Raw genomic sequence first — 23217 nt, 5'->3', positions numbered from 1 at the left:
AATGAGAATGGTTATCAAATAGAATGAATAGAGGAACGATGGGAGGGCTATCAAGGAGTTGAATGTGGGACAATGCACGTAGATGATCATATTTTTTTATGGAATCAGGCAAGTGTACGATTACATGATGTACGGCATATCGTCATGCGAGCCGGAGAACAGCTGCGGTCCTATCAATTGCCGGCTAGTGCCTTTCTATTTTCGGTGAGAGGCAGTGGTCTGATTCGTCTTGACGGGAATGTGCATGCGATCAAGAATTGCTATATTGCCCATGCTGGCAAAGGTACTTACGTGGATATCGAGGAAATAAAGGATGAGCTGGAATACTATCTGATTTTGTACAAAGCTCATTTGCCGTTGCCTTGCCGGCAGGAGCTGCTGCGTTTACTGGAGAAAACACAACCTTTTCACATCCAATACGGCTTTACTCCCATGCATCAGGCAAATGTATTTGTCGCAATATCACGTATGCAGCAAGCATGGAATCAGAACGGCAATCTGGACAAGCTGCGAGCCAAGGTTCTGCTTTATCAACTCGTATGTGAGCTAATGGCACAGATGCAGTCACAAGGAATCGGAGTAACAGTACCGAACTTGGTCGAACAGGCCATCAGGCATATCGAGGAGCACTACGCAGAGACTTTCACACTCGATGATCTATCTGCGCTCTTAAACTGCAGCTCCCGATCCCTGCAACGCACCTTTAAAGCCCAGCTAGCGGTCGGCCCTATCGACTATCTGATCCAAGTGCGCATTCAAAAAGCGCAGGAACTGCTGCGTCAAACGAATTTGGGACTAAAAGAAGTAGCGGAATCAGTAGGTTATGCCGACAGCTATTATTTCAGTCGTATCTTCAAAAAATACACAGGTATATCTCCGTCTTCCTACAAAGAATATTCTCTGACACCGGAACAACGTCGCCAAAGTCCATCACTCTTGTCGCGATATTCCATTGCTGGTCAAAAGCTGTGGAAATATAATGATCACATTGAAAATGAAAATCAAAATCACCCGCATTCAAGAGATGGAGGAGCCGTACCGATGTATAAGAGTACAAAAGCGATGCTGGCGCTGAATCTGATGCTGAGCCTTACCTTGCTGCTGGGAGCTTGCTCGGCTGGCGGCATGAATTCTAGCAATTCGGGGAGTACAGCAACAGGCGCCTCGAAGCAGGTAGCGACGCAATCGAATACCACGCAACCTAGCGCGAATCAAGAAGTGAAGAAAAGCGAGACACGTACTATCAAACACATAAAAGGCGAGCTGACGCTTGATTTTAAACCAGTCAGAATCGCTGTGCTGGATACGCAGTACGCAGATCAAATGCTGGCCTTGGGCGAACTGCCTGCAGGCAGTGTAATTACAACGGGGGACGGTACAAAGTTTCCTGAGTATCTCATGGACAAGCTAAAAGATGTACATGTACTCGGGACAAAGGACGAGCCCAATTCGGAAGCGGTCGTGGCCATGGAGCCTGACTTGATTATTTGCACGGAGTTCCAGGACAAAATCTATGATAACCTGTCCAAAATCGCACCAACCATCATGTTTGGCCGAAACGAAGACTGGCGGGATACACTGCTTACATTCGGGAAAATTCTCGAAAAAGAACAAGAAGCTGAGCAAATCGTAAAAGACTACAAAGAGAAAACGAACAAACTGAAAGCAGAACTCGCAACCAAGCTCAAGGGTGAGTCCGTCGCACTTATTCGTCCGCGTGATAATGCCATTCGACTGCACACAGTTGAACACCGTACGGCTGCTATCTTGTATTCCGATTTGGGACTGACTCCTCCCAAGCCAGCGATGGATAAATCTGATACAGCTACGATGATTTCTCTGGAAGTGCTGCCAGAGGTAAATGCCGATCACATATTTGTCGTAACGGACAAAGCGAACCAAGCATTAACGGACGAATTCAAAAATAGCTCCATTTGGAAAGGGCTAAAAGCAGCCAAGGAAAATAAGGTGTACGAGGTAAACACAACTGTGTGGATTGCCTATTATGGCCCGATTGCCATCAACAATATCGTCGATGAAATTGCAGAGGCGCTTCTATAAATCATACAGACCGTCACTCTCTCCTAAGAGCTGTGACGTTTTTTTATGAATTGGAAAAGAAAGCGATTTCCTGGCAGGAATTATCACAAAAAGATGGAATCTTAAGAAGGTTGCCTATCCTGTTTATTCGAGGGGTGTGTGGAAGATGAGTCAAAGAGAAATCGTCATTGCGAGTGCTGTGCGCACTGCTATAGGTAGCTTTCAAGGAACGCTTGCAGGTGTCAGCGCGACAAAGCTGGGCGGGATTGTACTGGAAGCAGCGCTAGAGCGTGCAGGTGTTTCCAAGGATGCGGTCGATGAAGTGATTATGGGGAACGTATTGTCAGCAGGCTTGGGTCAAAACCCGGCGCGCCAGGCTTCTATTCACGCGGGCCTTGCTCATGAAGTTCCCTCCCTGACAATCAACAAGGTTTGTGGTTCAGGTCTAAAAGCCGTTCATCTGGCTGTGCAGTCAATCCTTGCAGGTGAGGCAGAAGTTGTCTTGGCTGGCGGGATGGAGAATATGAGTCAGGCACCTTATTTAATGGAAGGTGCGCGCTCAGGCTACCGCATGGGAGACCAGAAAGTAGTAGACTCCATGATTCGTGACGGACTGTGGTGTGCTTTCAACGACTACCACATGGGCATTACAGCAGAGAACCTCTGCACCAAATACGAAATCGGACGCGAAGAGCAGGATGAGTTTTCAGCGTGGAGCCAGGAAAAGGCTCAGCAAGCGCTCGCTAGTGGTCGTTTTCAGGAAGAAATCGTGCCGGTTCCAATCCCGCAACGCAAGGGTGATCCGGTGCTGTTTGCCGTAGACGAATTCCCGCGCGTTGGCGTGACGGCCGAAGCGCTAGGCAAATTAAAGCCTGCATTTAAAAAGGATGGAACCGTGACAGCCGGGAATGCATCTGGCATCAACGATGGAGCAGCAGCTCTCTTGATTATGACACGCGAAAAAGCAGAAGAGCTGGGCGTGAAGCCTCTCGCCCGTATTGTAGCCAATGCGAGTGCAGGTGTTGATCCAAGTATCATGGGGTACGGTCCAGTTCCTGCGACCAAACGCGTACTGGAAAAAGCGGGTCTGTCGATTGCTGACATCGACTTGATCGAAGCAAATGAAGCTTTTGCCGTCCAATCGCTGTCTGTAGGCAAAGCACTAGGCTTTGATCGTGAGAAGCTGAATGTCAACGGCGGAGCCATTGCTTTGGGGCATCCAATTGGTGCGAGTGGCGCGAGAATCCTGGTCACACTCGTGCATGAATTGCAAAAACGCGAAGGGGTAAAATATGGGTTAGCGACTCTTTGCATCGGCGGTGGACAAGGGGTCTCTACAATTGTCGAGAAAATTTAAATTTTAAATTGTGAACGCTTTGTGTACAGACTGAGCCGAACGTTGACAAAGGGAATAATTCTTCGTTAATATGAATGAGGGCAAAGGGGCACTTGACACCAGCCCTCTCCTTATGTATGAAAGGAGAATGTTACTCTGTGTCGAAATTGGATAATCCGTGGCGAGCGATCACGTTGGTCACCCTGATCGGTGTCGATATGGCCGTTTGCGTGATTTCGGGAGTCCTTCTGGGAAAATACTTGGATGGTCTTTTCTCTACCAATCCGCTTTTTTTGATGGTTGGGCTGCTCGCGGGATTAGGAATAGGCGTGTATAGCGTCTACCGCATCGTTCGCGGTTACCTCTAGGGAGATGGAACATGCAAACGTTTTCTTCGGCAATGCGATCCACGTTTCGCTATGCCTTTTTCTGTATGGCAATTGCCTCGATACTCTGGGCGGTGTTGCCATCGTATCGTTTCTTTTTGCAAAGCCTCCTGCTTGGGATGGTTTGCAGTTTGGTGAATGGCACGGTCCTCTTCAGCAAAACCTGGCGCATAGGTCAGATGGCTGTTGATTCAAATGTCCGGCCAAAAGGGACTGGTATGTTGCAGCGACTGGCTGTGGCAGGCTTTGCAGTCTTTTTGACAATGCGTTTTCCTCATTTGTTTGGAATCGGTGGCGTGTTGATAGGTTTATTCCTCTTTCAGATTCTCAGTTTCCTATTTGTGTATCGCTCCTTTAAATAGATAGTAGATATTTTTTCTTTACACGTACGTAAGCAATAGACTCGCGCGGAAGAAAGGGGTGAAATACATGCATTATTCTCTGCGGTTTGAATGGTTGGGCATGGTATTTGACATCTCCACTATTCTCATGATTTTGGTTACCTCTCTGGTGGTGCTTTTGCTGTGTATCGGGATGACCCGCAACCTGACCTCCGCAACTCCAAGCGGCGCGCAAAACGTGATGGAATGGATTGTGGACTTCGTTACCGGCATTACAAAAAGCTACATCACACCGAAGAAGGCTGCGGGCTTTGTCTCGCTGGCACTCACTTTGTTCCTTTACATTTTCCTTGGAAACCAACTGGGTCTCGTATTTAACGTAAACACGGCTCACCACAACGGTCCTGACCATCAAGTAAGTGAAAAGGTTAAAGACATGTTGACGGCTTCCACGAATGAACAAATGAAGCAACAAAAGATGGCCAAGCTTGAAGAAGAGTTGAACTCTACCGATCCGTCCTCGCATGGCGTTGTCATTGGCTGGTGGAAATCACCAACAGCGACTCCAAGCGTAACTTTCGCTCTGGCGTTCATCGTTCTTCTCTACGCTCACTATCTGGGCATCAAGAAGAGCTTCGGCGGATGGTTGAAACATACATTCCTGAACCCGATTCACATTCTGGAGGAGTTCATCATCAAGCCGTTGACGCTGCCTTTGCGTCTATTCGGTAACATCTTTGCGGGTGAGGTTTTGATCGCCTTCCTGCTGGGTGTAGGGATCTTCGGAAGCATTCCGCTGTTCCTGTGGTTGGGCTACTCAGTGTTCGTTGGTTCCGTACAGGCATTCATTTTCACAACGCTGGCGATGGTTTACCTGTCACAGCAAGTGAATGAAGAACACTAATTTCGCTTACCCGATTTTATTTTCGTTTTTTAAACACTAAGGAGGTTTTTAAACAATGGAAGGTTTGGCTCTTGCAATTGGTATCGTATTTGGTCTGGCTGCTCTTGGCGCAGCGATTGGTAACTCTCTGGTAATCTCTCGTACAATTGAAGGCGTAGCTCGTCAACCAGAAGCACGTGGTAGCCTGATGGGTCTCATGTTCCTGGGTCTTGGTCTGGTAGAGGCAGTTCCGATCATCGCTGTAGCGATCGGTTTCATTCTCTTCGGTCGCCTGTAATCAGCGAGCATTTAGTAACAATAGGCGGGCACTTGATACCCGCCTATATTTTTGACAAAGACAACTAATAACCTTGATGATACATCTTTCTTTTCGCAGGAAGGAGTGAAACGAATGCTCGACTTTGGAGCGGTATCCCTGGAATGGGGAACGCTGTTAACCCAGGCAATTGTGTTCTTGTTGTTGTTGCTGCTTGTTCGTAAATTGGCTATGGGCCCGATCGTAGGGATCATGGAAAAACGTCGTCAGCATATCGAAAGTCAAATCTCCTCAGCTGAGAAGAACCGCACTGAAGCGGAAGCTCTTCTAGCTGAGCAACGTCGCGTGCTGGATGAAGCGCGTGCAGAATCGAAAGCAATCATTGACCGCGCTGCAAAGCAAGCGTCTGATGAAGCAACCAAAATCGTGACAGAAGCACAAGCTGCATCCGAGCGTATGAAAGCGGAAGCAAGTGCTGAACTGGCGCGTGAAGTGGAAAAAGCAAAACTCGAACTGCGTGAGCAGATGACCAGCCTGTCCGTGCTCTTGGCTTCCAAGATCATCGAGAAAGAACTGGACGAAGCAGCTCAAAAGTCTACTGTTGATAAATTTCTCGCACAAGTGGGAGATCGCCTATGAGTAGCGCAGTAGGAAAACGCTATGCTCGTGCGCTCTTTGAAGTAGCGAGTGAACGTAGCAAGATTGATCAGGTAGAAGCAGACCTGGGTGCAATCGTGGAAGCGGTTGAAGGCAATGAAGATCTGAAAAAGATCATGCTGCACCCTCACATCGCAGCAGATGCGAAAGCTACGCTCGCTGACGAATTGTTCAAAAGCCATGTAGGGGAAGAAGCCTTTAATTTTCTGAACGTCCTGATTGAGAACGGACGCGAAGTTGATCTGGTTGATATCTACCGTTCTTTTGTACAATTGGCGAACGAAGCTCGTGGATTTGCAGATGCGATTGTGACAAGTGCAAAGCCGCTTTCTACTGAAGAGCAAAATGAGCTGGCTGAGAAGTTCGGACAAACGCTGAATAAAAAGCTGCGTATGACAGCAGTCGTAGATCCAGCGATTCTCGGTGGCATTATTATCAAAATTGGCGACCGTCTGTACGATGGCAGCTTGAAAACGAAGTTGGAAACCTTTGCGCAAAAAGCGTAAAGTTCGATGGCTTTTAAGAAGTTGGATGAATGGGGTGAATTAAGTGAGTGCAATCAGACCAGAAGAGATTAGCTCCCTCATTAAAGAGCGGATCGCTAACTTTAAATCTGAAATCGAAGTTGTGGATGTAGGCACAGTCATCCAAGTAGGTGACGGTATTGCTCGTGTTCACGGTTTGGAAAAGGCCATGCAAGGGGAGCTTCTCGAGTTCCAAAATGGCGTAATGGGTATGGTACTCAACTTGGAAGAAGATAACGTGGGTGTCGTTATTATGGGACCTTTCCGCGACATTAAGGAAGGCGATACTGTAAAACGTACCGGCCGCGTTATGGAAGTTCCAGTAGGGGAAGCGCTGCTCGGCCGCGTTGTAAACCCACTGGGTCAACCAATCGATGGTCAAGGCCCTATCGCAAATAACGGTTTCCGTCCAATCGAGAGCCCAGCTCCTGGTGTTATGGCACGTAAATCCGTACACGAACCACTCCAAACAGGTATCAAAGCGATTGACGCGATGATCCCAGTTGGTCGTGGACAGCGTGAGTTGATCATTGGTGACCGCCAAACTGGTAAAACAGCAGTGGCGCTCGACACGATCATCAACCAAAAAGGTAAAGACATGATTTGTATCTACGTTGCAATCGGTCAAAAGCAATCTACCGTTGCAAACATCGTAGAAACTCTGCGTAAAGCAGGGGCTCTGGAATACACAATCATCGTTTCTGCTACTGCGTCTGACCCAGCTCCAATGTTGTACCTGGCTCCATATACAGGTGTAACAATGGCTGAGTACTTCATGTACAAAGGCGGACACGTTCTGTGCGTATACGATGACCTGTCCAAACAGGCTGCTGCATACCGCGAAATGTCCCTCTTGCTCCGTCGTCCTCCAGGTCGCGAAGCATATCCTGGTGACGTATTCTACTTGCACTCCCGCTTGCTGGAGCGCGCTGCGAAACTGTCTGATGATCTGGGTGCTGGTTCCATTACAGCTCTGCCATTCATCGAAACCCAAGCGGGTGACATTTCCGCATACATTCCAACGAACGTGATCTCCATCACGGACGGTCAGATCTTCCTGGAGACAGACTTGTTCAACGCAGGTCAACGTCCAGCGGTTAACACCGGTCTTTCCGTATCCCGTGTAGGTGGTTCCGCGCAAATCAAGGCGATGAAAAAGGTAGCAGGTCCACTCAAGCTCGAGTTGGCTCAATACCGTGAGTTGGCTGCGTTTGCTCAGTTCGGTTCCGATCTGGACAAAGCGACCCAAGCTCGTCTGACCCGTGGTGAGCGCTTGATGGAAATCATGAAACAAGGTCAGTTCGATCCAATGCCTGTTGAGAAGCAAGTTGCTTCTATCTATAGCGCTACAAGAGGTTACCTGGATGATATTCCAGTAGCAGAAGTGCGCCGTTTTGAGAAAGAGATGTTGTCTTTCTTGGATTCCAACAAACCGCAACTGTTGGAGCACATCCGCACAACGAAAGACCTTCCAGATGAAAAAGAATTCAACGCAGCGATCGAAGAGTTCAAAAAAGGCTTTTCGGTAACTCGCTAATCGTTAACCTGATAGACATCAGATGCATGCCGGGCGATTTGCCCGTGCATGCGTCCTCAAGGTGGTGAAAACGAGTGGCTAAAGGAATACGTGAGATTCGACGCAGTATCAAAAGTAAAAAAGATATGCGCCAAATCACGAAAGCGATGAAAATGGTGGCGGCTGCGAAGCTTCGCCGTAACCAGGATAAAGCTGAGGCGGCACGCCCGTATGCTGACAAGATCCAGGAAGTGATCGCAAGCATCGCGAGTGGGACCTCTGGTTCCAAGCATCCAATGTTGCAAAATCGTCCGGTGAAAAAGACTGGTTATATTGTCATCACTTCCGACCGTGGACTTGCTGGGGGTTACAATGCCAACATTCTCCGTAAAGTGGTAAATACCATTAACGAGAAGCACAAGTCCAAGGATGAATACGGTATTTTTGTGATTGGCCGCAAAGGTCGTGACTTCTTCAGCAAACGGAACTACCCGCTTTTGGAGGAAGTGACAGGTCTGCCAACCAGCCCAGCCTTTGCTGATATCAAGAAAATTGCCGGTGCAGCAGTCCAAATGTTCGAGAATGAGCAGATTGACGAACTGTACCTGTGCTACAACAAGTTCCAAAGTGCAATTTCGCAAATACCTACCGTAAAACAATTGCTGCCATTGGAAGCTCCCGAGAGCAACAATGCGCGCGCAATCAATTACGAGTATGAGCCGTCCTCGGAAGAAGTATTGGCGGACCTGTTGCCGAAATATGCGGAAACACTGGTTTACAGTGCACTTCTCGAAGCAAAAGCTTCTGAAGAAGGTTCCCGTATGACTGCAATGGGCAACGCGACAGACAATGCTACGGATATGATCAACCGTTTAACGTTGAGCTACAACCGTGCTCGTCAGGCAGCCATTACACAAGAGATTTCCGAGATCGTTGCAGGTGCAAACGCACAGGCTTAGTGGCAGCGAATAGCTCCCAATTTAGCTTTACAGGAGGGAAGAAGTAAGATGGCGAATGGACGTGTGGTTCAGGTAATGGGTCCGGTTGTTGACGTCGAGTTCGACCGCGGACACCTGCCTGCCATTTACAATGCGATCAAGATTCAACATAAAGCACAAAGTGCCGGTGAGCGCGACATCGACTTGACTGTTGAGGTTGCTACTCATTTGGGCGATAACTTGGTTCGTACCGTTGCAATGTCTTCCACTGACGGTTTGGTTCGTGGTATGGAAGCAGTTGATACCGGTGCAGCTATCTCCGTTCCAGTGGGTGCAATTACCCTCGGACGCGTATTTAACGTATTGGGTGAGCCGATCGACCTGCAAGAACTTGGTCAAGTAGATCGTCGTGACCCAATTCACCGTAAAGCTCCTGAGTTCGTAGACCAAGCAACGACTGTTGAGATCCTGGAAACAGGTATCAAAGTTATTGACCTCTTGGCTCCGTACATCAAGGGTGGTAAGATCGGTCTGTTTGGTGGTGCGGGTGTAGGTAAAACCGTTACTATTCAAGAGCTGATCAACAACATCGCGCAAGAGCACGGTGGTATTTCCGTATTCGCTGGTGTAGGTGAGCGTACCCGTGAAGGTAACGACCTGTACCACGAGATGAAAGACGCAGGCGTACTGCCGAAAACCGCGATGGTATTCGGTCAGATGAACGAACCGCCTGGTGCACGTCTTCGTGTAGCGTTGACTGGTCTGACTATGGCGGAATACTTCCGTGATGAAGAAGGCCGCGACGTTCTTCTCTTTGTTGATAACATTTTCCGCTTTACTCAAGCGGGTTCCGAAGTTTCCGCTCTCTTGGGCCGTATGCCATCTGCGGTAGGTTACCAACCAACATTGGCTACCGAAATGGGTCAGCTGCAAGAGCGTATTACTTCCACGAAAAAAGGTTCCGTAACGTCCATTCAAGCGATCTACGTACCAGCGGATGACTACACTGACCCGGCTCCTGCTACTACGTTTGCTCACTTGGACGCTACAACGAACTTGGAGCGTTCCATCGCTGAGTTGGGTATCTTCCCTGCGGTAGACCCACTCGCATCCACTTCCCGTGCTCTGGCTCCTGATATTGTAGGACAAGAACACTATGATGTGGCTCGTAGCGTTCAAAAAATCCTGCAACGTTACAAAGAACTGCAAGATATCATCGCGATTCTCGGTATGGACGAGTTGAGCGACGACGACAAGCAAGTAGTTGGACGCGCACGCCGCATTCAACGTTTCTTGTCCCAGTCCTTCCACGTTGCCGAGCAGTTCACTGGTAACCCAGGCCAATACGTGCCATTGAAGGAAACTGTTCGCAGCTTCAAGGAAATCCTCGAAGGTAAGCATGACCACTTGCCAGAGGGCGCGTTCCTGTACGTAGGTACAATTGAAGAAGCGGTAGAAAAAGCGAAGAAAATGGCGTAAGACACCCTGGAAAGGGGAGACGAGTAAGTGAGTAAGATGACAGTTGAAGTCGTAACTCCTGAACGGGTTGTCTACAGCGGTCAGGCTGAAATGGTGATTGCTCGCGGCTTGCAAGGGGAAATTGGTATTATGCCAAACCACATGCCGTTGGTAACCCCGCTGAAAACAGCGCCAGTTCGGATTAAGACAGAAGGCGATAAAGAAGTAAAGATGGCTGTAAGCGGCGGCTTCATGGAAGTGCGCGGCGATAAAGTGACCATCCTTGCTGAAACGGCTGAATTGCCGGGAGACATCGATGTTGAACGCGCGAAGGCTGCGAAAGAGCGTGCTGAAAAGCGTTTAGCTGAGAAATATGCCGAGCTCGACGTCAAGCGTGCAGAACGCGCGCTGCAACGTGCGATGGCACGTCTCGACGTATCGAAGTAAAGCGTAAGCTTGATATCCCCGCGCCCATGTGGCTGCGGGGATTTTTCGGTTATAGGCGATGAATGATGAACCATGGTAATCGGGCATGATATTTCCAGTTGGTAATTGCCTAATGTTTCTGTGTATAATAGACCTAATGCCCTGCCGACGAGCTACGTTATCATGATAAACAGCGGGAAAAAGCGGCATTGGCTATTGGGATTAAAGGAGAGTGTAATTGATGCAAACCGTTCGCGATATCCGCCACAATCAAGATGGCGTAGTGATTCCTAGCAGCTTTGCGGCAAATGGCTGGACAAGCGTGCTATCTCATGAAATGAATGTTCTTTTCCAAGCAATGTGCTATGTGGTAACGAAGCATGAGTCTAAAGAAGAGATGAGAAAAGCTCTGGACGAGTTCGATGCATTGAAAGGCACATTCACTGAGCCTGTTCAAGAAGGCTTTAAGTCTGAAGAGGATTTTAAAGGCTATGTAAACCTGTTGAACAGATTCAAAGCATTCATGAGTCGTTCCGAATATGCATATCCGACATCTCTTGACGAAGCAATTGAACTTTTCGTGAAGTGGGGACTGGTAATCGATAATGAAGATGCCTGGGATGTACCGGTTTATCCATTCCCAGATGCATCTGAATTGTTCAAGCTGAGTGAAGCAGAATCTCTTGCGTTGGCTCATATTAAACTGGAAGCATTGGTGCATCCGATGTTTAGCCGCCTCGTAATGAAGCTGCACGAGCAAGAAGAAAATACGTTCAGCATGTCCAAAGCAGAAATGAAGCAATTGCTGAACACAAATGACCAGATGCTGGCAGAGGTTCTGATCAAGCTGACTCCATATATGGAAGATGCGATTGAAAATATGCTGGAAATCCCAGAAGACGAGAAGATGAACTTCACGATTGTATGGGAACGTATTTACGAGGACTTCCTTGGACAGCAATTTTCAAACAACGTTCAATAATTAAGAGAATAAGAGAGCCAGACGGGCATATTCGTTTGGTCATCATACTATGCTGGAAAAACTCAGGGGGAAATCTCTGAGTTTTTTCCCTTTATATGGCACAAAAGGAAGGCTTTCGTTAGACACCCTATTGGCAATTTGCTATAATGATAAAGGTATTTTTTTCTAGCAGCGACAGCGTTCATACCTACACCTTTGACGCTGCGAGCAGTACCCTTTTGAGGGAGTCTCGACTTCTTCTGGAGGACAGCGCAAGACGATTCATACCTTTCTCAAGAGCGGAGGGAACGTGGGTGAGTGACATCTATACCAACAATTATGTGATTGTCGCGATCTTTTTGATTCTTGGTGTGTTGTTGCCCGTGGCTACAGTCAGTTTTGTTGGTCCATTACTTCGTCCAAAGAAACCGACACGGGAGAAGCAAACTACTTATGAAAGCGGTAACATTCCTGTTGGTGACAGTTGGGTGCGTTTCAACGTGAAGTATTACATCTTTGCCCTCATGTTTGTCATCTTTGATGTAGAAACACTCTTTCTGTATCCGTGGGCCGTCGCTTACAAAGAACTGGGGCTCTTTGCCTTAGTCGAGATGGTCATCTTTATATCCTTGCTCGTCGTAGGATTGATTTACGCGTGGAGAAAGAAGGTGCTGGAATGGAACTAGACCTGACAAGCATTGCGCCTGAATTGCAAGAGGAATTGAATCGCAACGTCATGTTCACGACATTGGAAACAGTGAAGGGATGGGTTCGCAGCAACTCGTTGTGGCCATTAACTTTTGGCTTGGCCTGTTGCGCAATCGAGATGATGGGAACGGGTGGGGCGCGTTATGACCTCGACCGGTTTGGTGTTATTTTTCGAGCATCCCCAAGACAATCTGATGTCATGATCGTAGCCGGGACCGTCACGAAAAAGATGGCACCACTGCTTCGCAGGCTGTATGATCAAATGCCTGAACCAAAGTGGGTGATTGCCATGGGCTCCTGTGCGACAGCGGGAGGTCCGTACGTGCGCTCGTACAGCGTGGTAAAAGGTGTAGACCAGATTGTGCCTGTCGACGTATATATTCCGGGTTGTCCGCCTAACCCTGCCGCTTTGATCTACGGAATCAATAAGCTCCAAGAAAAAATCCGTTACGAAGCGAAGACTGGGAAGCAGGTGACCAATCTATGAGCGACGAGAAGCGCAAGCCGACGCCGGAGGAAAAGGCAGCGGCAGCGGCTGAAGCCCGTGCCAAGGCCGAAGCTTTGCGAAAATTAAGAGAACAGGAAGCACAAGCTTCCCAAGAGGCGAGCCCAATGGAGGCATCTCAAGAGCCACAAGAGGAAATCTCTGCTCCGGAAGCAAAACCTGTGTCGGAAATGACACCTGAAGAAAAAGCCGCAGCGAAGAAAGCAGCAGCGGCTGAAGCGATTGCCAAGGCAAAAGCGGCGAAGGAACAGGCAGAAGCTGCACCACCCCCAGCAAAACCTGTGTCGGAAATGACACCTGAAGAAAAAGCCGCAGCGAAGAAAGCAGCAGCGGCTGAAGCAATTGCCAAGGCAAAAGCAGCGAAGGAACAGGCGGAAGCTGCGCCACCGCCAGCAAAGCCTGTGTCAGAAATGACACCTGAGGAAAAAGCCGCAGCTAAGAAAGCGGCAGCGGCTGAAGCGATTGCCAAGGCAAAAGCGATTGCCAAGGCAAAAGCAGCGAAGGAACAGGCGGAAGCTACTCCACCGCCAGCAAAGCCAGTGTCGGAAATGACGCCTGAGGAAAAAGCCGCAGCCAAGAAAGCGGCTGCCGCAGAAGCACTAGCCAAGGCAAAAGCAGCGAAGGAAGCAAAAGAAGCTGCGGAAAACGGAGCCGATACGGCAGAATCAGCTCCAGATGCGGATGCCAAGGCGAAGGCCGCCGCTGCCGCAAAAGCCAAGGCTGCCGCCGCAGCTGCTGCTAAGGCAAAAGCCGCTCGTGAAGCAGGCGGCGATGAATCCGGTGATGACGATGCCAAGGCGAAGGCCGCTGCTGCCGCAAAAGCCAAAGCAGCCGCCGCAGCAGCAGCGAAGGCAAAAGCAACGCAAGCAACTGGGGATGAGACCCCGGCAGAGGAAGCGCTGAAAGTGCCTTCCAAAAACCAGCCCTATCTTGATAAATACGTTTCACGAATTTCCGAAGCGTTTGGACAGGAAGTTATCGAGGCTTCGTATATTAACGAGCTAGGTAAGGAAGTTCCAACTCTCACCATTCAAAATGAACGTTGGCATCAAGTTGCCCAATTTTTAAGAGATGATGAGCAATTGAGTTTTGAGTACCTGTCCGATCTTCACGGTGTCGATTACGAGGATCGCCTGGAGGTATACTACCACTTTTATTCCTACAAAAATCGTCAAAGCTTGGCAGTAAAGGTCAAAACGAGCAGAGAAGAGTCAAAAGTTGCTTCTGTAATGGACCTCTGGCATGGCGCAAATTGGAATGAAAGAGAGACTTTTGACCTTTTGGGTATTCATTTCCCGGGACATAAGGATTTGCGTCGAATCCTGTTGCCGGATGATTGGGTAGGGTATCCGCTGCGCAAAGATTATGTGCAATACGACGAGGAGGTTTAGCAGATGAACCATAACATCCTCACGACTCATGTTGATACCTCTTCTGAAACAGGACTTCGTACGGAAGAGATGTTATTAAACGTAGGTCCACAGCATCCGAGTACACACGGAGTATTTCGTTTGGTAGTAAAAATCGATGGGGAAACCATTAAAGAAGCGATTCCGGTGATGGGCTACCTGCATCGAGGTACAGAGAAGCTGGCAGAAAACTTGACCTACACGCAAATTATTCCGTATACAGACCGTATGGACTACGTGTCCGCCATGACGAACAACTACGTTCTCTGTCACGCAGTCGAAACGATGATGGGGTTGGAGATTCCAGAGCGAGCTCAGTTTTTGCGATTGATTGCGATGGAACTGAACCGGGTAGCGAGCCATTTGGTTTGGTGGGGAACGTATCTCCTGGACATTGGTGCGATGGGGCCCTTCCTATATGCATTCCGTGATCGGGAGACGATCCTCGATTTGTTTAATGAACTGTGCGGGGCGCGGATGACCTTTAACTACATGCGCGTAGGTGGAGTGAAATGGGATGCACCTCCAGGCTGGATCGACAAAGCCAAAGAATTTGTCCAGTACATGAAGAAAGAATTGAATAACTACCACCAGCTGGTGACAGGGAATGAGATTTTTATCAACCGTCTTATAGGGATTGGCAAGTTCGATACAAAAACGGCATTGGATTACTCGCTATCTGGTGTCATGCTCCGCTCGACTGGTGTCAAGTGGGACCTGCGCAAAGACGAACCGTATTGTATTTACGATCGTTTTGAATTTGACGTGCCAACAGCGACTGAGGGAGATTGCATGGCGCGCTATCATCTGCGCATGGCAGAAATTGAACAATCTCTGCGAATTCTCGAGCAGGCATTGGAGCAATTTCCGAGTGAAGGCGAAGTCATGGGCAAAGTGCCACGTGTGATTCGCCCGCCTGCTGGGGAGACATATGTGCGCATCGAGTCACCGCGGGGAGAAATTGGCTGCTACATTGCCAGTCAAGGCAAGGATAAACCGTGGAGATTGAAGTTCAGACGGCCTTCGTTTACCAATCTGCAAATTCTGCCTAAGCTGTTGCAGGGGGAAAACCTCGCGAACATGGTTGCCATCCTGGGCAGTATCGACATCGTGCTCGGGGAGGTTGACTGTTAATGAATACTCTCTTGCAGCAAGCCCCCTCATGGGGGACCACGCTTTGGTTTATCATAGCGGCAGTTTTACTACTTGCTGTCGTGTTGGGGTTCGTTACGTACGCTATTTACTTTGAGCGAAAAGTGATTGGGTGGATGCAGCTGCGCATCGGGCCGAATCGAGTAGGTCCATTGGGACTTCTCCAGACGGTTGCGGATGTTGCCAAGCTGCTATTAAAGGAAGATGTTCGACCGCAACATGCTGACAAAGCATTGTTCACTCTGGCACCAATATTAGCCTATGCCCCTGCTTTTGCCGTATTGGCGGTCATGCCTTTTTCGGAAAGCATTCAGTTCGCTGATCTGGGAATAGGGCTGTTGTATTATATTGCCTTGTCTGGGATCACCGTATTAGGCGTAATCACGGCAGGCTGGGCCTCGAATAACAAGTACTCGCTGATCGGGGGTCTCCGCTCCGCTGCGCAGATGATCAGCTATGAAGTACCGCTGGTCATGTCCGTGGTGGGGATCGTTCTATTGACGGGCAGCATGAATCTCGAGGATATTGTCTATGCGCAGCAGGATGTCTGGAATATTGTTCCGCAGTTTATCGGATTTGTTGTATTTATCATTGCTGCCCAGGCTGAGCTGAATCGTACGCCATTTGACTTGCCGGAAGCAGAGTCGGAGCTCGTTGGCGGTTACCACGTCGAGTATTCGGGTTTCCGTTTTGCGATGTTCATGCTGGCGGAGTATGTGTACATGTTCGGGATGGGTGCCTTGATCACGATTCTCTTTTTTGGTGGTTGGTTGCCGATTCATCCATCATTGGACTTCATTCCGGGAATCGTTTGGTTTATCCTTAAATTTTCTGTTTACGTCTTCCTCCAGTTTTGGATTCGCGCCACGATGCCGCGCTTACGTGTCGATCAACTGATGTCGTTTGCTTGGAAAGTGCTGTTGCCCGTGGCATTGTTCAACATCCTGCTCACAGCCGTAGTGGTTTCTTACCAAAATGGCATGTTCTAGTAGCGACTTGATCGAAAACGACTACGTCCCACTGTTTTCATAGCGCAGGCTTCGCCATAGGCTTGCTTCGTCAAAAGCTTGCTTTCGTCAAAAACGTGGTGCAGCCAAGTTCTCAAATTCTGAGGGGTGACACACATGCTAGGACTGGCCAAAGGCCTGGGGTATACATTTAAAAAGCTCACGGAGAAAAAAGTAACCCACTTCTATCCGGATGTGCCCTTTCCAATGCCGCCTCGCTTTCGCGGTATTCAGCACTTTTCTCCTGAAAAATGCATCGTCTGCAACCAATGCGCACGCATTTGTCCGACGGAGTGTATTCAACTGACAGGGAAGCCCCATCCTGATCCGGAGAAAAAGGGAAAGATTATCGATACGTACGATATCAATTTTGAGTTATGCATTTTATGCGATCTGTGTACAGAGGTTTGTCCTACGGAAGCAATTGTGATGACAAACAACTTCGAACTGGCTGCCTATAGCCGGGACGAATTGTACAAAAACTTGAAATGGCTCGACGACAACAATACGAACGTCAGGGAGGAGAATTAGTATGACAGGTGAATTCGTTGCCTTTTTTATCCTGTCCCTTCTGACGATCGGTGGCGCGGTGTTTATGATCAGCTTTACGCGCGTCGTCCACATGGTCATCTCATTGGGCGTTACGTTTATCAGCATTGCAGGTCTGTTTGTTTTGTTGGGAGCGGATTTCGTCGGGGTCGCACAAATTCTGGTTTATTCAGGGGCTATCTCCATTTTGATGCTCTTTGGAATCATGCTGACCAAGCACGATGCGAACGATGAGGGAACAGGCCGGACATGGAAAAACCGTTTTATCCTGCTCTTCGTAATCGTTCTGTTCGGATTATTGTTCTGGGGTGTGCAAAATACACCATGGCCTGCGCCACCGCCACCTGCAGATGCTCCTGTAGACAATGCCAAAGAAATCGGTATCGAAGTATTCACCAAATTCGTCATACCATTTGAGCTGTTGTCTGTTCTGTTGCTGGTCGCATTGGTCGGTGCGATCATCATGGCGAAAAAGGAGGGGGATAACGAATGACAGTAAGTATTTCCTCCTACTTAATGGTCGCTCTGATTCTCTTTTGTGTAGGCCTGTATGGCGCATTGACGAAACGAAATGCGGTCGTCGTCTTGTTATCAATCGAGCTGATGCTGAATGCTGTAAATATTAACCTGGTCGCCTTTTCCAAGTTCGGTCTGTATCCATCCGTGACGGGACAAATCTTTACCTTGTTCACGATGACGGTTGCAGCTGCCGAGGTTGCCGTAGGGTTAGCGATTCTGATTGCGCTGTACCGCAACAAGGAGACTGTGAATGTAGATGAAATGGACCAAATGAAACGATAAGAGGGAAACCTGAAAAGGAGGACAAAGATGGATACTCTAATGCACTACGCCTGGCTGATCCCTCTGTTTCCGCTTCTTGCTTTCATCGTGATCGTCTCATTTGGTCGCCAATTGAAAGAAGGAGCGGCCATAGTGGGCATTACCCTGACGGCTGTTTCTTTTGGAATTGCAGTGCTCATCTTCTGGGAGAGATTCCAGGGTGGGGGAACCGATTACAATTATGTGATAGATTGGCTGCATATTGGCGATATCGTGATCAACATGGGCTTCGAAGTGAATCCGCTGAATGCCATGATGCTCGTCATTGTGACATTAGTCAGTCTGTTGGTCCAAATCTACTCCAAAGGCTACATGCAAGGGGATGAACGCTTTCCGGTGTTCTATCAATACCTGGCGCTGTTCACATTCTCCATGCTGGGATTAGTCATCTCGCCTAATTTGTTGCAAGTATATATTTTCTGGGAGCTGGTAGGGGTATGCTCCTTCCTGCTCGTTGGCTACTACTACTTCAAGAGAGAGGCAAAAGCAGCCGCCAAAAAGGCTTTTATCGTTACACGCATCGGGGACCTTGGTTTGTTCATCGGGATATGTCTGTTGTTCTGGTGGACCGGAAGCTTTGAGTACGGAGCAATTTTTGAGAGTATCGCACTCGGACGACTGGAACCATGGATGATTACGCTCGCGGCGATTCTCATTTTCGTTGGGGCCATGGGAAAATCAGGTCAATTTCCGCTTCATACGTGGTTGCCTGATGCCATGGAAGGTCCAACACCTGTGTCGGCATTAATTCACGCGGCAACGATGGTTGCGGCTGGTGTTTATTTGGTCGCTGCTACCTATCCGCTGTTTATCGCATCCGATACGGCTTTGACAGTTGTGGCGTATGTAGGAGGATTCACCGCCATATTTGCAGCTTCGATCGGCTTGACCCAACGGGATATCAAGCGTGTCTTGGCATATTCCACAGTCAGTCAGCTCGGGTACATGATGCTGGCATTGGGTGTAGCTGGTGCTGCTGGTTATGTAGCAGGGTCCTTCCATTTGATGACTCACGCCTTTTTCAAAGCACTGCTCTTCCTGGGAGCAGGTAGTGTCATCCATGCCGTACATACGCAGAATGTATTCGAAATGGGTGGCTTGTGGAAAAAGATGCCGATCACCGCTTTGACTTTCTTGATCGGTTGCTTGGCGATTGCGGGAATCTTTCCGTTCGCTGGTTTCTGGTCGAAAGAAGCGATTCTGGGGGCTGTTTACGGAGCACATCGCTACGATTTGCTGTTCATCGCGCTCTTAGCAGCATTCTTTACGGCATTCTATATGTTCCGTCTGTTCTTCCTGACATTCGCAGGGAAGGCACGTGGCAAGCACGAAGCTCACGAATCTCCAGGAGTCATGACTGGTCCGCTCTTGGTCTTGGCATTGCTTGCGGTTGTCGCGGGCTTTGTGAATACACCGTACGCGCCATTACTCTCTGATTGGTTGCTGTCAACGAAAACAGGTACGGCAATCACGAGCATTTTTGTGGAAGGCAGTGAGCACGCGGCCGCTTGGTTGCAGATTGTGGCACTGTTGATCTCTATTCTTGGAGTCGTGCTGGCTTACCTGATATACGGCAAGAAATCCATCTCCTCGGACACGATTCCAGAAACAATGCCGTGGCTCTATCAGCTCTCATACAAGAAGTACTACATCGATGAGCTGTATCACAACGTCATTGTTCGTCCATTAGGCTGGCTTGGATTTGTCCTAGATGTATTTGATAAGTACATTGTGGACGGTTTGGTTGGATTGACAGCAAAAATCACCCAGGGAATCGGATCTTTGCACGCAAGAGTACAAAGTGGGCAGATTCAATCCTATGGAGCAATGGTCATATTCGGTCTGTTACTCTTGATCATCGCCATCAGTTTGACGGCCAAGGGAGGTGGACTCTTTGGGTAATATCCTTTTGTCATCACTGGTGTTCTCTCCGCTGCTGGCGATTCTCGTCATGGCTTTTATCCCCAGTCGACATGCAGGTGTGATCAAGCAGGTCGGGATTTTTGGAACGTTGCCGGCACTTATCTTGGCAGGTTGGATGTTCGGCATGTTTGATTACGAGACAGCCAATCTGCAGTTCGTAGAAAAGCACAGTTGGATTTCGATTCCGATTGGAATGGCTCAGGCAGGCACGGTCTTTGCTTTTGAGATCAACTATGAACTCGGTGTAGATGGTATTTCGATGCCATTGATTTTGCTGACGGCGATTATCGGTACCCTTGCAGCAATTGCTTCATGGCAGATCAAGAAGAGGCAGAAGGAGTATTTTATCCTGTTTCACCTGCTGCTGATCGGCATGTTGGGAGTCTTTGCTGCAGACAATCTGTTTCTGTTCTTCATTTTCTTCGAGCTGACACTCGTACCGATGTACTTCCTCATCGGGATTTGGGGATATGGGGAGCGCGAACAAGCAGCAAACAAATTCCTGTTGTATAACGGAATCGGTTCAGGGATCATGCTGCTGGCTTTCATCGTGATCTTTGTCATCATGCGGACGCTCAATATCGATGAAATCACGGCGATCCTGACGACACCAGGGCATCCGATAACCGAAATCCTTACGCCGGAAATGCGTTTTGGCATCTTCCTAGCGCTGTTCATCGCTTTTGCGATCAAGCTGCCCGTATTTCCGTTCCACACGTGGATGCTACGCGTTCACGTACAGGCTCCACCTTCAATCGTCATGATTCACTCCGGTATTTTGCTGAAGATGGGGGCGTACGGCCTTTTGCGGATGGGAATCGGCTTCTTCCCGGAGCAGGCCTACGATTTCTCTACGTGGATGGCAGTTTTGGGGATTATCAACATTTTGTATGGGGCTGTGCTGGCCTTCGTACAAAAGGATTTAAAAATGGTGCTGGCTTACTCCAGTATCAGCCATATGGGTATCGTCTTGCTCGGTTTCGCTTCGATGAACACGATCGGGTTTCAGGGAGCGATGTTCCAGGTGATATCTCACGGTTTTATCTCAGCACTGCTCTTCTTCTTGATCGGTGTCATTTGGGATCGGACACAGACATCGTTGCTCGACGATTTGGGCGGTTTAGCCAAATCCATGCCGTTTGTCAGCGGCGTGTTGTTGGCAGGCGGGATGGCTTCACTCGGACTTCCGGGCATGTCCGGATTCATTAGTGAGTTCTTTGCCTTCCTCGGTCTGTTTGGTCGTTTGCCAGTAATGGCAGCAGTGGGAGCGATCGGGATTGTCCTCACCGCGGTGTATTTACTCAGAGCGATCTTGAAAACAACTTTTGGCCCTACTCCAGGCAGATGTACAGGACTTGCTGATGCACAGCCGATGGAAGTTATTCCGATGGTAGTTCTGTTGGGATGTATTATTCTCATCGGGGTTTATCCGGCAGTTCTGGGGAATCCGATGCAGCAGGCGCTGAAAACGATCGTACCTATCGTAACGGGAATAGGAGGGTAATCCATGGAGGTTAAAGATATTTTCTCATATGACTGGAGCTACCTTCTGCCCGAGTTTATCATTCTTGGCTTTGCTACCTTTTTATCACTGCTGGACCTTTTTGCGGGCAAGCGTCTTGGCAAGCAGGTCATCGGTTGGCTATCCTTCCTGGGCACGGTCATTGCGGCGATCTTTGTGATCATCAATATGAATGCTCTCGATAAGCCATATAGCTACATGATCGACATGATCCGGATCGATGATTACGGCAATGCGTTCAAGCTGATTTTCTTGGCAGGGACAGCTTTTGCCATTCTCATCTCGCTGTCCTATCTGAAATCGGGGGAAGTCCAGCACAGAGGCGAGTATTACTATTTGCTGCTGACCGGGCTTCTCGGGGCTATGGTCATGGCTTCTTCGGCTGACTTGATTACCTTGTTCGTGGGACTGGAGCTATTGTCTCTCTCGTCCTATGTACTGGTCGGATTGCGAAAAAAATCGCGGCTTTCCAACGAGTCGGCGTTCAAATACGTCGTTTCGGGAAGTATTGCCACGGCTGTGCTCCTGTTTGGGATGTCGTACGTGTACGGACTCACGGGAACCACACATATTTATGAAATCTCATTCCGGTTGGCAGAAGCGGGAATGGCGGGCTATCAGTTCCTTGTCTATACGGCGTTTGCGTTTCTCGCAGTAGGTCTTGCCTTCAAAATATCTGCAGCGCCTAACCACATGTGGGCGCCAGATGTCTATCAGGGTGCTCCTACCCCAGTCACTGCTTTTCTGGCAGTTGTGTCAAAAGCAGCAGGGTTCGCGCTGATCTTTCGAGTAATGATGATCTCGTTTTTCAACGTTTCCGATGGAACGGGATCAGGACGGTTCTTTTTCGAAGAGGGAAGCCTCTACCTGGGGCTGATGGCAGCGGCCTCGATGATTATCGGAAACACGATGGCGCTCAGGCAGACAAACGTCAAACGTATGATGGCTTACTCCGGTATTGCGCAAGCGGGTTATTTGCTCGTGCCGTTTGTACCGCCGACCTCTCTCTTTTTCAGCGAAGTGATCTTCTATCTGTTCGGTTACCTGCTGGTCAGCTTTGGTGCTTTCGCTGTGATTATGGTTGTATCTCGTGAGCAAGAGACAGAGGATTTGAAAGGATTCGCCGGATTGTACCATCGCTCGCCTGTGATGGCAATCGCGATGAGCATCTTCCTCTTGTCCTTGGCAGGTATCCCGATTACGGTTGGCTTCTTCGGGAAGTTCTATCTGTTCATGGGTACATTAGTGGTAGAAAACTACTGGCTGGCGGCAATTATGATCATCACCAGCGTCATTTCCTACTACTACTACTTTGGGATTATTCGTCAGATGTACATGCGTCCTGGGACAACCGAAGCACCGATGGTTGTGCCAAAAGGCATTTGGACGTTTATTCTCATCATGGCAATCGCTACCGTATTCTTCGGGGCTTTCCCGGGTCTGGTCACCGACTATATCCAGATTCATTTCAATCCGTCCTTTGATTTTGGCAACATGCTCTCTCCCAGCTCTCAGTGATACTCGTAACTGAATAGCACTTCAGGTACAATAGAAGGGATGGCTCGTGATCGGGCCGTCCCTTTTTCTATGATTCTCGGTTGGGCAATGAGGAGGTAACTAGCATGTCACAAGAAGTATATGGCTTGTTGAGCATCATTTTATCGATTGCGTTTATTGGGCTCGCTTGGTGGGCGTTGCAATCCTTTCGCTTTGATAAAATTTTGAAAAAACCAAATGGTGCTCAGGCGAAGCTGTTGCAAATTTTTCTTTCCATTGTGATTGGATATGAACTGTCCCGCTTTTTCCTTGATTACTTGGGCTGGTCCCTGACATTCGGGAATTTGTTCAACTAAATACCC

Annotated in this window: 25 protein-coding genes; all 25 read left to right on the top strand. The window is 48.7% G+C overall.

Annotation, left to right across the window (positions count from 1 at the left end; all coding sequences use genetic code 11):
* Positions 1-72 precede the first annotated feature (72 nt).
* The 25 genes from HP567_RS00215 (at position 73) to HP567_RS00095 (ending at position 23211) form a co-directional block, all read left to right on the top strand.
* Positions 73-2061: an AraC family transcriptional regulator gene (locus HP567_RS00215; RefSeq protein WP_173610465.1), complete on the top strand. Its 1989-nt coding sequence runs from the start codon at positions 73-75 to the stop codon at positions 2059-2061.
* A 145-nt stretch (positions 2062-2206) separates the two neighbouring features.
* The gene (locus tag HP567_RS00210; RefSeq protein ID WP_173610466.1) at positions 2207-3397 is read left to right on the top strand and encodes an acetyl-CoA C-acetyltransferase; all 1191 of its coding nucleotides are present in this window, start codon (positions 2207-2209) and stop codon (positions 3395-3397) included.
* A 137-nt stretch (positions 3398-3534) separates the two neighbouring features.
* Positions 3535-3744, top strand: a complete 210-nt coding sequence (locus tag HP567_RS00205; RefSeq protein WP_026134010.1) for an AtpZ/AtpI family protein — start codon at positions 3535-3537, stop codon at positions 3742-3744.
* Between the two features lie 11 nt (positions 3745-3755).
* Complete coding sequence (locus HP567_RS00200; protein ID WP_173610468.1) at positions 3756-4124, top strand: ATP synthase subunit I; 369 nt, start codon at positions 3756-3758, stop codon at positions 4122-4124.
* A 67-nt stretch (positions 4125-4191) separates the two neighbouring features.
* Positions 4192-5007: a F0F1 ATP synthase subunit A gene (gene atpB, locus HP567_RS00195; protein ID WP_106779513.1), complete on the top strand. Its 816-nt coding sequence runs from the start codon at positions 4192-4194 to the stop codon at positions 5005-5007.
* Between the two features lie 55 nt (positions 5008-5062).
* Positions 5063-5284, top strand: coding sequence for a F0F1 ATP synthase subunit C (gene atpE, locus HP567_RS00190; protein WP_015893623.1), 222 nt, complete (start codon positions 5063-5065; stop codon positions 5282-5284).
* 114 nt (positions 5285-5398) lie between these two features.
* A complete protein-coding gene (atpF, locus tag HP567_RS00185; protein WP_015893622.1) occupies positions 5399-5902 on the top strand; it encodes a F0F1 ATP synthase subunit B in 504 nt (167 codons plus the stop codon).
* Positions 5899-6426 carry a F0F1 ATP synthase subunit delta gene (locus tag HP567_RS00180; RefSeq protein WP_173610469.1) on the top strand — a complete coding sequence of 176 codons (528 nt, stop codon included), beginning with the start codon at positions 5899-5901 and terminating at the stop codon, positions 6424-6426. The genes atpF and HP567_RS00180 overlap by 4 nt, the downstream gene beginning before the upstream one ends.
* 43 nt (positions 6427-6469) lie before the next feature.
* Positions 6470-7981 carry a F0F1 ATP synthase subunit alpha gene (gene atpA / locus HP567_RS00175; protein WP_173610470.1) on the top strand — a complete coding sequence of 504 codons (1512 nt, stop codon included), beginning with the start codon at positions 6470-6472 and terminating at the stop codon, positions 7979-7981.
* Positions 7982-8055: 74 nt separating this feature from the next.
* On the top strand, positions 8056-8919 hold the full coding sequence (atpG, locus tag HP567_RS00170) for an ATP synthase F1 subunit gamma (RefSeq protein WP_173610471.1): 864 nt from the start codon (positions 8056-8058) through the stop codon (positions 8917-8919).
* 48 nt (positions 8920-8967) lie between these two features.
* On the top strand, positions 8968-10377 hold the full coding sequence (gene atpD / locus HP567_RS00165) for a F0F1 ATP synthase subunit beta (protein ID WP_015893618.1): 1410 nt from the start codon (positions 8968-8970) through the stop codon (positions 10375-10377).
* A gap of 27 nt (positions 10378-10404) precedes the next feature.
* Positions 10405-10803 carry a F0F1 ATP synthase subunit epsilon gene (locus tag HP567_RS00160; protein WP_137031981.1) on the top strand — a complete coding sequence of 133 codons (399 nt, stop codon included), beginning with the start codon at positions 10405-10407 and terminating at the stop codon, positions 10801-10803.
* 220 nt (positions 10804-11023) lie between these two features.
* Positions 11024-11764 (top strand): DUF6042 family protein, encoded by a 741-nt coding sequence (locus tag HP567_RS00155; RefSeq protein ID WP_173610472.1) that lies wholly within the window; start codon positions 11024-11026, stop codon positions 11762-11764.
* Between the two features lie 293 nt (positions 11765-12057).
* Positions 12058-12429 (top strand): NADH-quinone oxidoreductase subunit A, encoded by a 372-nt coding sequence (locus HP567_RS00150; RefSeq protein WP_015893615.1) that lies wholly within the window; start codon positions 12058-12060, stop codon positions 12427-12429.
* The gene (locus HP567_RS00145) at positions 12420-12938 is read left to right on the top strand and encodes a NuoB/complex I 20 kDa subunit family protein (RefSeq protein ID WP_007725455.1); all 519 of its coding nucleotides are present in this window, start codon (positions 12420-12422) and stop codon (positions 12936-12938) included. The genes HP567_RS00150 and HP567_RS00145 overlap by 10 nt, the downstream gene beginning before the upstream one ends.
* Positions 12935-14347 (top strand): NADH-quinone oxidoreductase subunit C, encoded by a 1413-nt coding sequence (locus tag HP567_RS00140; protein WP_173610473.1) that lies wholly within the window; start codon positions 12935-12937, stop codon positions 14345-14347. Before HP567_RS00145 ends, HP567_RS00140 begins: the two co-directional genes overlap by 4 nt.
* A gap of 3 nt (positions 14348-14350) precedes the next feature.
* Positions 14351-15499: an NADH-quinone oxidoreductase subunit D gene (locus tag HP567_RS00135; RefSeq protein WP_173610474.1), complete on the top strand. Its 1149-nt coding sequence runs from the start codon at positions 14351-14353 to the stop codon at positions 15497-15499.
* The gene (gene nuoH / locus HP567_RS00130; protein ID WP_173610475.1) at positions 15499-16506 is read left to right on the top strand and encodes an NADH-quinone oxidoreductase subunit NuoH; all 1008 of its coding nucleotides are present in this window, start codon (positions 15499-15501) and stop codon (positions 16504-16506) included. The genes HP567_RS00135 and nuoH overlap by 1 nt, the downstream gene beginning before the upstream one ends.
* 135 nt (positions 16507-16641) lie before the next feature.
* On the top strand, positions 16642-17055 hold the full coding sequence (nuoI, locus tag HP567_RS00125; protein WP_007722093.1) for an NADH-quinone oxidoreductase subunit NuoI: 414 nt from the start codon (positions 16642-16644) through the stop codon (positions 17053-17055).
* A 1-nt stretch (position 17056) separates the two neighbouring features.
* Complete coding sequence (locus HP567_RS00120) at positions 17057-17566, top strand: NADH-quinone oxidoreductase subunit J (protein WP_173610476.1); 510 nt, start codon at positions 17057-17059, stop codon at positions 17564-17566.
* Positions 17563-17874, top strand: a complete 312-nt coding sequence (nuoK, locus tag HP567_RS00115; protein WP_007722089.1) for an NADH-quinone oxidoreductase subunit NuoK — start codon at positions 17563-17565, stop codon at positions 17872-17874. The genes HP567_RS00120 and nuoK overlap by 4 nt, the downstream gene beginning before the upstream one ends.
* A gap of 27 nt (positions 17875-17901) precedes the next feature.
* The gene (gene nuoL, locus HP567_RS00110; RefSeq protein WP_173610477.1) at positions 17902-19815 is read left to right on the top strand and encodes an NADH-quinone oxidoreductase subunit L; all 1914 of its coding nucleotides are present in this window, start codon (positions 17902-17904) and stop codon (positions 19813-19815) included.
* Positions 19808-21340: a complex I subunit 4 family protein gene (locus HP567_RS00105; RefSeq protein WP_173610478.1), complete on the top strand. Its 1533-nt coding sequence runs from the start codon at positions 19808-19810 to the stop codon at positions 21338-21340. The genes nuoL and HP567_RS00105 overlap by 8 nt, the downstream gene beginning before the upstream one ends.
* Before the next feature lie 3 nt (positions 21341-21343).
* On the top strand, positions 21344-22876 hold the full coding sequence (gene nuoN / locus HP567_RS00100) for an NADH-quinone oxidoreductase subunit NuoN (protein ID WP_173610479.1): 1533 nt from the start codon (positions 21344-21346) through the stop codon (positions 22874-22876).
* Between the two features lie 104 nt (positions 22877-22980).
* Positions 22981-23211, top strand: a complete 231-nt coding sequence (locus HP567_RS00095) for a DUF1146 family protein (RefSeq protein WP_047069796.1) — start codon at positions 22981-22983, stop codon at positions 23209-23211.
* The last annotated feature ends 6 nt before the right edge of the window (positions 23212-23217 follow it).

The organism is Brevibacillus sp. M2.1A (assembly GCF_013284355.2).
In the GTDB taxonomy this organism is placed as follows: domain Bacteria; phylum Bacillota; class Bacilli; order Brevibacillales; family Brevibacillaceae; genus Brevibacillus.
This window is presented reverse-complemented; position numbering and strand designations above follow the sequence as displayed.